Genomic DNA, 12,131 nt, shown 5'->3' on the forward strand with positions numbered 1-12,131 from the left:
AGCCGCTGTCCCCAATGCCGGACGATCAAGCGTAAAACAACTGACGATCGTCCTTCGGCGGAAAGCTCTGATGGAAGGAGAAAGAATAATGGATCCAACAACCTTTGTTTTGTTTGGAGCGACAGGGGATTTAGCCAAAAGAAAAATTTACCCTGCCTTGTATAATTTATTCGTCGATCAGAAGCTGCCTGAATCCTTCTCCTTGATTGGCCTTGGAAGAAGAGAATGGACTGATGAATCCTTTCAGGCAAATGTAGAGCAGTCTCTTCGTATGTTTTCCAGACGCGAACCGGACGATTCCGCATCGATGCAAAAATTTCTCAGCGCGTTTCGTTACAGCGTTTTGGATATTGGCCGTAAAGAGGATTACCAGAAGCTCCTGCAGCTGGTCGAACAGCGGGAAGAAGAGCTGCGCATTTCGCCGAATCGCCTGTTTTACTTATCGGTTGGTCCTGAATTTTTTGAAACGATTGCAGCGAACATCGGGGAGAGCGGGCTTGGTTCCGCGGATGGCTGGAAGCGTCTGGTGATCGAGAAGCCTTTCGGTCATGATTTGCAATCCGCCCGGGATTTAAATCAGAAGCTGAGCAAAGATTTTACGGAGGAAGAGATTTTTAGGATCGATCATTATCTCGGCAAGCCGATGGTGCAGAAGCTTGAGATTCTGCAGCAGTCCAATCCGGTCATCCATGCGCTTTGGACCAACCGTTACATTGCCAATGTGCAGATTACCGCGAACGAAACGGTCGGCGTTGAAGAAAGAGCGGGTTATTACGATCATGTTGGCGCCGTAAGAGACATGTTCCAAAACCATATGCTGCAATTGCTAATGATGCTGACGATTCACCTTCCGAACAACAGCAGCTCCGAAAGAGTGCGCTTCAAGAAGAAAAAAGTGATGGAAGACCTCGAGCCCATTGAAAAACAGAATGTGGCCGCCAACATTATCCGCGGTCAATACAAAGCGGGAACGATTCAAGGAAAACCGGTCATCGGCTATACTTCCGAGCCGGGAATTGCGGATTCATCCATGAACGATACGTTTATTGCCGCCAGATTGCAGATTGATGATTTCTTTTGGCGCGGGGTGCCTTTCTACATCCGGACAGGCAAAAGAATGAAGGAAAAATCAACGCGGATCGTCATTGAGTTCAAAGAACCGCTGAAGTCCTCCCAGGCCGACGAGGATAGCAAAGTGCCTAATCTTCTCGTATTTGAAATTAGTCCGAACGAAGGCATTACGCTTCAATTAAATACAAGGGATCCCCACCATAAAGGGGAGTTTACACCCATTAATATAGATTTTCACACGAGCAGGGACGATGTTCCCGAGGCTTACGAAAATTTGATTTTTGACGCTCTGCACGGAGACCCTACGTTCTTTGCGCATTGGGACGAAGTCGAATTGTCCTGGAAATGGGTTCAACCGGTTCTCGAAGCATTCGAAGAGAATCTGGTTCCGCTTCATCTGTACGCAGCGGGCACTTACGGGCCAGCCGAGTCCGACGCGCTGCTGGCGGAGGATGGCTATCACTGGTGGTTTGATGCCAAACCTGAACAAGAAATCGAATTAAAAGAGGGAGAACAATATGTCTATCACAAAAACAATTGATCAGTTAGCAATCGATACGATCCGTACCTTGTCAATCGACGCCATAAACAGCGCCAACTCCGGTCATCCAGGTCTGCCAATGGGAGCTGCGCCGATGGCATATGCGCTTTGGTCCAGACTGCTCAATCACAATCCCGGTCATGCGAAGTGGTTTAACCGAGACCGTTTCGTTCTTTCTGCGGGCCACGGTTCTGCCTTGCTTTACAGCCTTCTGCATTTGTCCGGCTATCAGGTGTCGCTGGATGATTTGAAACAATTCCGCAAGCTGAACAGCAAAACGCCCGGACATCCCGAATTTGGACACACGGATGGCGTAGATGCCACGACTGGCCCCCTGGGACAAGGCATTGCCATGGCAGTCGGGATGGCGATGGCCGAAGCTCATCTGGCCGCGAAATTCAATCAGAACGGCTTCCCGGTTGTGGATCATTATACGTATGCGCTCGTCGGCGACGGCTGTTTGATGGAAGGGATCTCGTACGAGGCGATGTCCATGGCGGGACATATGAAGCTGGGCAAATTAATCGTTTTGTATGATTCCAACGACATCTCATTGGATGGAGCGCTGAACCTTTCCTTCGGGGAAAGCATCCAAAAAAGAGCCGAATCGGCTCATTGGGAATATCTGCGGGTCGAGGATGGCAACGACGTTTCGCGAATTGCCGAAGCGATCGCGGCGGCCAAGCAAAACGATTCGCAGCCAACCATTATCGAAATCCGGACAATTATCGGTTACGGCAGCAAGGTAGCCGGAACGAACAAAGCGCACGGCAATCCGTTGGGCAAAGATGAAGCCAAGGCAACCAAGGCAGCTTATGGCTGGCAGTATGAAGAAGAGTTCACCGTTCCGGCGGAAGTCAAAGCTCATTTCGAACAGCTTAAGCATAAAGGCGCGGCCAAAGAAGCAGAATGGGACCAATTATTCGCTTCCTATAAAGCGCAGTATCCTCAGCAGGGCAAGGAGCTGGAGCAAGCCATCGACGGCTCCGTACTGCTTGATGCGGCAGACATTCTTACGTTCGACACCTCTAAAACCGTTTCAACCCGTATAGCGAGCGGAGAAGCGATCAATCATTACGTGAAAACTGTTCCTTCTATTTTTGGAGGCAGCGCGGATTTGTCGCATTCGACGATGACGGATATCGGCGGAGAGCAAACATTCGCCGTTCAATCCTATTCGGGACGCAATATTTACTTTGGCGTCCGCGAGCATGCAATGGGCGCAGCCGGCAATGGCATGGCCCTGCATGGAGGCATTAAACCGTTCGTCAGCACCTTCTTCGTATTCAGCGACTATTTGCGCCCGTCCATTCGCTTGGCTGCGCTGCAAAAGCTGCCCGTGACTTATGTCTTTACCCATGATTCCATTGCCGTCGGGGAAGATGGTCCCACGCATGAGCCCGTCGAACACCTGGCTGCACTTCGCACCATTCCGGGACTTACGGTCATCCGGCCAAGCGACGCCAACGAAACGGCAAGCGCATGGGCCTATGCCCTGCAGCAAAATGATGGACCGGTAGCTCTGGTGCTGAGCAGACAGAATCTGCCTGTATATGAAGAAACCAAAGCCAATGTTGACAAGGTAGCGAAGGGAGCCTATGTCCTGACGGAAACGGGCGGTAAGCCGGACGTCATCCTGATCGGAACCGGATCCGAGGTTTCTCTTGCCGTAAGCGCCAAGGCGGAGCTGGAGCGGGACAATATCTCTGTACGCGTCGTCGCTATGCCGAGCAGAGAGCTGTTCGATCGTCAATCTGACGCCTACAAAGAGAGCGTGCTTCCTGCTTCCGTCACGAAGCGGCTGTCCATCGAAGCAGGCATTTCACTCGGCTGGGAGCGTTATACGGGACCCGCTGGCAGCGTTTTGTCTATCGATACGTTCGGCGCTTCAGGTGCAGGCTCGGCAGTTATGGAATACTTTGGTTTCTCCCCGGCTAATGTGGTTAGCTTGACGAAAGAATTACTGAATAAAACAAACTAATGATGAACAAGAAGAAGCGGCTGCGCAGCCGCATGTTATGAAATTCAAAAAATCAGCAACTAAAAAACGGAGGTAATGAGCTATGAAATTTTTTATCGATACCGCAAATGTGGAAGACATCAAAAAAGCGTATAAAATCGGCGTATTATCCGGTGTTACAACGAACCCTTCTCTGGTAGCCAAGGAAGGCGTTAAATTCGAGGACAGGATTGCGGAAATTCTGCAGTTGGTGCCCGAGGTTGAATCCGTTTCTGCCGAAGTAACGCCTGACGCCCTGACAGCCGAGGAAATGATCGCGCAAGCGAATGAACTGATCAAAATCAACAATAACGACAAAAACATCACCATCAAGCTGCCGATGACGCTGGCCGGTCTGGAAGCCTGCCGCTACCTGACCAAAAAAGGCGTCAAAACAAATGTGACGTTGATTTTCACGGTGAATCAGGCACTCTTGGCTGCCCGCGCAGGCGCTACCTATGTATCACCCTTTCTTGGCCGCCTGGACGATATTTCGGAAGACGGCGTCCAATTGATTGTAAAAATCGCTGAATTGTTCCGCACGCACAAGCTGGATGCGCAAATCATAGCGGCATCTGTCCGCCATCCGGATCACGTTACCCGCGTAGCCATGGCAGGCGCGCATATTGCAACGATTCCCTTCGCGGTTATCGAGCAAATCTCCAAGCATCCTCTGACGGATCAAGGGATGGAGAAATTCGCTGCTGATTGGAAGAAAACAACGCTTTAAGATGCGCTCAAGATAAATTCGAAATCAAAGGAGATGTTCCATATGGCTGTTTCATTTGATTATTCCAATGCATTATCGTTTATCGGGCAGCATGAAGTGGATTACTTCAGCGAGTTTGTGAACGCGGCTCATCATATGCTTCATGAGAAGAAAGGACCCGGATCCGATTATCTGGGCTGGGTGAATCTGCCGCTTCAATATGATCGGGAAGAGTTTGCAAGAATCAAACAGGCTGCCGAGCGCATTCGCAGCCATTCCGATGCCTTGATCGTCATTGGCATTGGCGGTTCCTATCTGGGCGCAAGATCCGCGATCGAGGCGTTGTCCCATACGTTTCATAATCAAATGGACGGGAATACCCAGGTCTATTTTGCCGGACAAAATATCAGTTCGACATACATCACCCATTTATTGGAGCTGCTGGAGGGCAAGGATATTTCCCTGAATGTCATTTCCAAGTCGGGAACGACGACGGAGCCGGCAATCGCATTCCGTATTCTGCGGGATTATATGGAGAAGAAATACGGCAAAGGCGAAGCGCAGAAGCGTATCTTTGCCACAACCGATTCCTCCAAGGGCGCATTAAAAAAACTGGCCGATGAAGAAGGCTATGAAACTTTTGTCATTCCCGACGATGTAGGCGGACGCTATTCCGTGCTTACAGCCGTTGGACTTCTGCCCATAGCTGCTGCCGGGCTCGATATCGATCAAATGATGGCGGGAGCCGCAGCTGCCGCAAAGAAATACAATAATGCCGATCTTGCCGCCAATGAGAGCTATCAATATGCGGCCGTCCGCAATGCTCTTTACCGCAAAGGAAAATCCATCGAGCTGCTGGCTAATTTTGAACCGTCCCTGCATTTTGTTTCGGAGTGGTGGAAGCAGCTGTTCGGCGAAAGCGAAGGCAAAGACCAGAAGGGGCTTTATCCCGCGTCTGTCGATTTCACAACCGATCTGCATTCGATGGGCCAATATGTCCAGGAAGGCCGGCGCGATCTCATCGAGACGGTCCTCTCGGTGAAGAAGCCCCGGATTGAGCTGACCATTCAGGAGGATTCGGGCAATCTGGACGGACTGAATTTTGTCGCGGGCATGACGATGGACGAAGTGAACAAGAAAGCCGCCCAAGGTACCCGCCTTGCCCATGTTGACGGAGGCGTGCCCAATCTGATTGTTGAGCTGGATGAACTGAATGAATACACGTACGGCGAAATGGTGTACTTCTTTGAGAAGGCATGCGGCATCAGCGGCCTGCTGCTCGGGGTGAACCCGTTTGACCAGCCTGGAGTGGAAGCATACAAGATCAATATGTTTGCACTGCTGGGCAAGCCTGGATTTGAAGCGCAAAAAGCCGAGCTCGTGAAGCGTTTATCTGCAGCAGGACAGGAATAACAAGGAGGGAATAACAATGAGCAAGCAGCAAATTGGCGTGGTTGGATTGGCCGTCATGGGTAAAAACCTGGCCTTGAATATCGAAAGCAAAGGATTCTCGGTTTCTCTATATAATCGTTCAGCAGAGAAAACAAATGAACTTGTGGCGGAAGCGCAGGGAAAGAATCTTGTAGGCACGTACAGCATCGAGGAATTCGTGCAGTCGCTTGAGACGCCGCGTAAAATCTTAATCATGGTCAAAGCGGGACAACCGACAGACGATACCATTAATCAGCTGGTGCCATATCTGGATCAAGGCGATATCCTGATCGACGGCGGAAACGCCTTTTTCCCTGACACGCAAAGAAGAAACAAAGAGCTGCAGGCACAAGGCTTCCGCTTTATCGGCGCCGGAGTCTCGGGCGGGGAAGAGGGTGCGCTGAACGGCCCTGCGATAATGCCGGGCGGGCAAAGAGACGCCTATGAGCTGGTAGAGCCTATCCTGACCGCCATCTCGGCCAAAGTGAACGGCGATCCTTGCTCCACCTATATCGGAGCGGACGGCGCTGGCCACTATGTCAAAATGGTGCACAACGGCATCGAATACGGCGACATGCAATTGATTGGCGAAGCGTATCATCTGCTTAAGGATGTATTGAACTTGAATACAAGTCAGCTGCATGACATTTTCACCGAATGGAACAATGGCGAGCTGGACAGCTATTTGATCGAAATCACGGCCGATATTTTCGCGAAAACAGATCCGGATACAGGCAAACCGATGGTGGACGTGATCCTCGATTCGGCAGGGCAAAAAGGAACCGGAAAATGGACAAGTCAAAGCGCATTGGATTTGGGCGTCCCATTGTCCATTATTACCGAATCCGTATTTGCCCGGTTTATTTCCGCTATGAAAGAAGAACGCACGGCCGCAAGCAAACGGCTGAATGGCCCTGCGGCAGCAAGCTATGACGGCGATCCCGGGGAATTCATCGAAGCTGTCCGCAAAGCTTTGTATACCAGCAAAATCGCATCGTACGCGCAGGGCTTTGCGCAAATGAGAGCTGCTTCCGACGCATACAACTGGGATTTGAACTATGGCAGCATTGCGATGATATTCCGCGGCGGATGTATAATCCGTGCAAGATTTCTACAAAATATCAAGGATGCTTATGACCGCGACCCGGCTCTGAAAAACCTCCTTCTGGACGAATACTTTGGCGGAATCGTGGATAACTACCAGGAAGCCTGGAGAAAAGTCATTTCAGTTGCCGTAACCAGGGGAATACCGGTTCCTGCTTTTGCTTCCGCTCTGGCATATTACGACAGCTACCGCACAGAGAGACTGCCGGCTAATCTGCTGCAGGCGCAAAGGGATTATTTTGGGGCGCATACATTCGAGCGGCTTGATCAAGAAGGCAGCTTTCACTTTCAATGGATGAAAAATTAACGGGTAACCGATCATTGGAATATTAATATCATTAATTAACTGCAATAAGAGCACTCCTCCCGGTTATCATGAAATTCCCAATTTCATGGTATCCGGCACAGGGGTGCTTTTCATGTTGTCACCTTCCAAGAAAGGAATCACTGGTTGATTCATAATAAAAAAATATTTTTCGGATGTGTCGATTTTGCCGATATTTAGTCGTCGCCTTAATAGAGGCCGGGGTTTCGGGTAACTAATTTGAGCTTGGCAGAACAATTGAACGCCTGCAATCCATTCGGCGTGCTGCCGTCTGCACCTGAAACGGGATAGGATAAACTGAAGCACTGAAAGCACATGCAATCCGGGGCGGTCAATAAAGCATTCCCGGATCACGTAAATGGCGGCAGCTCAAGGATCTGTCCGTGGTTTGAAGAAACTCATATTAAATAAATAATCTGCAGCAGCAGCAAAGGAGATACATGATGAACACAGTAATTTCAAGAGACGGCACCAGAATCGCTTATGACAAGGTTGGACAAGGGCCGTCACTCGTATTGGTAGCAGGGGCGTTCAGTTACCGCAAATTTCCGGGACAGGTGCAGCTGGCCGGTCTGTTGTCAGAGCACTTCACGGTCTACAATTACGACCGGCGCGGCCGCGGCGACAGCGGAGATACCCAGCCATATGCCATAGAGCGCGAGATTGAGGATCTACAGGCCATAATAGAAGCAGCCGGCGGATCGGCAAATGTTTGGGGTTTGTCGTCCGGGGCGGTTCTTGCCCTGCAGGCAGCGGCAAAGGGGTTGAATATCACAAAGCTGGCCCTGCATGAACCCCCATTTGTGGTCGATGCAGCGGACCGCAAGCCGCCTGAAGATTTCGTCAAACATGTTTCCGGGCTCATTGCCGCCAATCGCCGGGCTGAGACCATCAAGTACTTCATGACTCGGGGCATGGGCGCTCCTTCATTCGTTATCAGCTTGATGCGCATTATGCCAGGCGTTTGGACCAGGCTCATGGCCGTTGCCCATACGCTCCCTTACGATGCGGCCTTGCTGGATGGATATATGGACGGCAAGCCGCTGCCTGCCAGCTTGTGGAGTGCCGTCACGATGCCAGCGCTGGTGTTCGAAGGCACGGAAAGCCCGGCATCATTGCGTCATGGCGCCCAGGCGCTGGCGAACGTGCTACCCAATGCCCAGCTGCTGAGCAAGAAGGGACTCGGACATACCAAGAAGCTCGCCGCACATCTAATTGCGGCAGAGCTTACAGCCTTCTTTGGCCCAGGCGGCAAGGGGAATTAGCTGAAACTTTGACCGTTCTTCCAGGTGAAGAGCCGAGTGATTGAAGACTGGAGCAGTTCTGCTGTGCTGCGAATCGAGTGGAGCTGAAGAGTATACCAAATGAATGAGCCGCGGCGAACAGGGTTGTCTCAAAGGTCATCAATTGACCTTTTGAGACAGCCCTGTTTTTTGCTCTGGAAATGCTGACGTAAATCGGCTGAGCGGCAGTCTCTTTATTTGTGTGAGTCTGTACCGCAAGATTGGCCTCCTTATCCTCGTGTCAGACACTCCGTCATTATATCAGAGTTTTCAGCGCATCCGAGGTGAAAGGGTTCAATTCTTCCCACCGTCCACCCCGAACTTTCATGACCCATTCCGGATCCGCCAACAACGATCGCCCAACCGCCACCAGATCGAATTCATTATGGCTCAACCTTTCGATCAACTCTTCAATACCGGTTGTCCCGGTCACCTTTCCCGGCATTAATGAACTCATGAATTCTTCGTCAAGGCCTACTGATCCAACGGTGATTACGGGTTTTCCCGTGATAGCCCGGACCCAACCGGCCAGGTTCAAGCTGGAGCCCGCAAATTCCGGCTCCCAGAACCGGCGTGTCGAGAAGTGGTAGACGTCAACGCCCGCGGCTGTTAGCGGCTCCAGGAACGCAGCCAATTGCTCCGGCGTGTCCGCCAGCCTGGCCGTATACGATGAAATTTTCCATTGCGATATGCGAAGCATGATGGGGAAATCGGGTCCAACGGCTTTCCTGACGGAAGCAATCACCTCGGCAGCGAAGCGGGTACGCCCCCCGTAGTCATCACCGCCATACCGGTCCGATCTCCGATTGGTGTGTTTCCAGAAAAATTGATCGATCAGATAGCCGTGCCCGCCATGGATCTCTATACCGTCGAACCCCAGTCTCTTAGCGTCTGAAGCGGCATTGGCATATGCATCAATAACGAAGCGGATATCCGTTTCGGTCATAGGCGTGGTTACCGGGTTGCCGTGCAGATCGAGACCGGACGGCCCGATTGGGGGTGATTCCGGATCCGCCGATTCCAAGACCGACCTGGTCATGCCAACATGCCATAGTTGGGGGAAGATCAGGCCGCCTGCTTCGTGTACTTGCTCAACGACGGCGGACCAGCCGGCAAGCGCAGGACCGTAGAAATGGGGAACATTCGGGTTATCCGCTGCCGAAGGATGGTTAATAACCGTCCCTTCCGTAATGATCAGTCCTACGCCATTCTGCGCACGGCGCCGGTAATAACGGGCCACATCAGGTCCGGGTATCCCGTTTGGCGAGAACGCTCTCGTCATTGGCGACATGACGATTCGATTCCGCAGCTTCAAATTGCCAAGCGTGAACGGAAGAAATAAAGGCTGAACGGACGGATGAACGGGCGGGGCGTCCGATTTTGAATTTCTGCTCATGGTTAAGCCCTCCTTGCGTGTATGCAGTTTATTTTATATCAAAGTTCAGGCTTGAAGCCGGAGGATGCGGGTGTTTCTTTGGATCGCTGCTCCAGCTTCATGGGACCGACCGTTAGGGCAGCGGCTGTGCCGATGATGGATACGCAAAGCGAAAGGATAAATCCTTGCGTGATCGCATGATCCATCGCGAGCCTATAGTAGGAAACAAGCTCGGGGTCAAAGTATTCCTTATACCGAAATACGGTTTCGGGATCCATTGGATTAAGGGCCTTGTCTGAACCCGGAACCAGATGGAATAGGGAGGCTGCCGTATTGACCGACAATTCCATATGGGAATTGACGATTACGGCCGTGACCGAGGCGCCCATAACGCCGCCTATACTTCTGCTGAACCCGATAAGCGAAGCGGAGACTCCTATGAATTGTTTTTCGACACTGTATGAGGCGGCGTTCTGGCTGACACTGTTGAGCGGACCGATAACGAATAATCCGAGAATGACGACAAGGCCGATGATTTGCCAAAAGGGCACATCCTGGTTCATATTCATGAAAAGCAAGGAAACTCCGGCTCCAAGCGCCATATTGACGAACATGACGGTTCGAAACCGGAAATGAGTCTGGAAGAATCCGATCAGAACAGCGCCGCCAATCATGGAAAGCATCAGCGGGGTCAGCAGCAGATTCAATTTGCTTTCACCGAGTACATAATTGGCATACAGGGGCAGGTAAGACATCGCCGAGAAGATGAGTGCGCCTTGGCAAAACACGACGATGCTTGTACCGGCCACCATGCGGTTTCTGAAAAGCCGGAGCGGCAATATCGGCTCCTTAACCCGCCGTTCCACAACGTAGAACCCGATGGCCGCCAATGCTGAAATAATGAATAAGCCGACAATCCTCCAGGAACCCCAAGCATAGTCTTTTCCGCCCAATTCAAGCGCAAGCATGGAAGAGACCGTCGTGATGACAATCAGCAGCGCGCCGGTCACATCGATTTTGGGTTTTGTCTCCGACCGGGATTCCCTGAGCGTGAAGAGCAGTGCAACAGACGAAACGATACCGATCGGCAGGTTGACATAAAAGCACCACCGCCAGGTGAGCGTATCCGCGATCCATGTGCCGATCTGGGGTCCCGCAATGGAAGACAGTCCGAACACGGAACCAAAAATACCGGATAGCTTCGCCGCATCTTTCGGATCGGTAAACAAGGTATAAATCAATGAGAATGAAATCGGCAAAATGGCGCCGGATCCGATGCCTTGAATGACCCGGTAGAAAATGAGCTGTTCAATGCTTCCGGCCGTTCCGCAGAGCGCAGAACCCAGCAGGAAGATGCCGATGCCGATCAGATAAAAGGTTTTTCGCCCGAACAGGTCGGAGAGCTTGCCGAAAATCAGCATCGTGCTGGTTCCGGCAAGTGCATAAGCTGTATAAACCCAAATGATTTTATTCAATCCGCCAATATCGTCTAGGATTTTGTTGATGCTTGCCGATACGATCGAGTTATCCAATGCGGTCAGCACAAATCCCAGAGCGATGGACAATAGAATAATGCCCTTCTTTTGTTCTGTCAAACAAGTTTCCTCCACTCCGAAATTCAACTGCGCAGCACCATTAGAACATTTTTGCCGCCAGATCCGTATTCCGGAGCCCTTCCGCAATAATCGCCCGGCTGCGGTCTGGATATTGATTATGCCCCTCAATCACAATCGTTGTAATGTCACGGATGCCGAACACCTGCAAATGCTTCTTGACGAAATTAACCGCAAGTTCCTCCAGATCTCCATATACTCCGCCTCTGGCATTTAATAGGGCCACCTTCTTGGCGGTTAATAGTCCAACCAGACCCTCGGCTGTGTACTGAAAGGTTTTACGCGGTTGATGCAGATAATCCAGATACGTATGCAATACAGCGGGAACCGTCAAATTCCATAGCGGGAAGGCGATGACTACTTTATCGGCAGTCAGAAACTGCTCCAGATGTTTGCGGACGGATGTTTGCTCGGCTTGTTCTTTCGGGGTGAGTGCCAGGCCGTTGGCGAATTTGTAATTCCCCGTAATCATCGTGTCTCCCAAATAAGGCAGTTGTTCTTGAAACAAATTTACTTGCATGACCGGATCGTCCGGATGCGCTTCCTTGTAGCTCTTCAGAAACGTATCGTACATTCTCACACTTACCGAATGCTCCGCTGGTCGGTTGTTCGCTTTAATAAACAATGTGGCAGCCAATTTTATTCCTCCGTCCATGATTAGTTTTGATACCAAATACTTT

Annotated in this window: 9 protein-coding genes; 6 read left to right on the plus strand and 3 right to left on the minus strand. The window is 51.1% G+C overall.

Annotated elements, in window-relative coordinates; all coding sequences use genetic code 11:
• The first annotated feature begins 88 nt into the window (after positions 1-88).
• The 6 genes from zwf to AC0YOB_RS05795 all read left to right on the plus strand — a co-directional run bounded on the left by zwf (position 89) and on the right by AC0YOB_RS05795 (position 8,445).
• Positions 89-1,612 carry a glucose-6-phosphate dehydrogenase gene (gene zwf / locus AC0YOB_RS05770; protein ID WP_475791953.1) on the plus strand — a complete coding sequence of 508 codons (1,524 nt, stop codon included), beginning with the start codon at positions 89-91 and terminating at the stop codon, positions 1,610-1,612.
• Positions 1,596-3,593, plus strand: coding sequence for a transketolase (tkt, locus tag AC0YOB_RS05775; RefSeq protein WP_475792315.1), 1,998 nt, complete (start codon positions 1,596-1,598; stop codon positions 3,591-3,593). The genes zwf and tkt overlap by 17 nt, the downstream gene beginning before the upstream one ends.
• Before the next feature lie 82 nt (positions 3,594-3,675).
• The gene (gene fsa / locus AC0YOB_RS05780; protein ID WP_210040097.1) at positions 3,676-4,341 is read left to right on the plus strand and encodes a fructose-6-phosphate aldolase; all 666 of its coding nucleotides are present in this window, start codon (positions 3,676-3,678) and stop codon (positions 4,339-4,341) included.
• Positions 4,342-4,383: 42 nt separating this feature from the next.
• A complete protein-coding gene (locus tag AC0YOB_RS05785) occupies positions 4,384-5,733 on the plus strand; it encodes a glucose-6-phosphate isomerase (protein WP_475791954.1) in 1,350 nt (449 codons plus the stop codon).
• Between the two features lie 16 nt (positions 5,734-5,749).
• Positions 5,750-7,162: an NADP-dependent phosphogluconate dehydrogenase gene (gene gndA / locus AC0YOB_RS05790; RefSeq protein WP_475791955.1), complete on the plus strand. Its 1,413-nt coding sequence runs from the start codon at positions 5,750-5,752 to the stop codon at positions 7,160-7,162.
• Between the two features lie 461 nt (positions 7,163-7,623).
• On the plus strand, positions 7,624-8,445 hold the full coding sequence (locus AC0YOB_RS05795) for an alpha/beta fold hydrolase (RefSeq protein ID WP_475791956.1): 822 nt from the start codon (positions 7,624-7,626) through the stop codon (positions 8,443-8,445).
• A 274-nt stretch (positions 8,446-8,719) separates the two neighbouring features.
• On the opposite strand, the gene AC0YOB_RS05800 is transcribed toward AC0YOB_RS05795, so the two are convergent.
• From AC0YOB_RS05800 to AC0YOB_RS05810, 3 genes are read right to left on the minus strand one after another with little or no spacing between them, the layout of a single operon-like run.
• On the minus strand, positions 8,720-9,859 hold the full coding sequence (locus AC0YOB_RS05800) for an NADH:flavin oxidoreductase (protein WP_475791957.1): 1,140 nt from the start codon (positions 9,857-9,859) through the stop codon (positions 8,720-8,722).
• Between the two features lie 38 nt (positions 9,860-9,897).
• Positions 9,898-11,433, minus strand: a complete 1,536-nt coding sequence (locus AC0YOB_RS05805; protein ID WP_475791958.1) for an MFS transporter — start codon at positions 11,431-11,433, stop codon at positions 9,898-9,900.
• A 40-nt stretch (positions 11,434-11,473) separates the two neighbouring features.
• On the minus strand, positions 11,474-12,088 hold the full coding sequence (locus AC0YOB_RS05810; protein ID WP_475791959.1) for an FMN-dependent NADH-azoreductase: 615 nt from the start codon (positions 12,086-12,088) through the stop codon (positions 11,474-11,476).
• Positions 12,089-12,131 lie beyond the last annotated feature (43 nt).

The organism is Paenibacillus sp. JT31N17, from assembly GCF_056269255.1.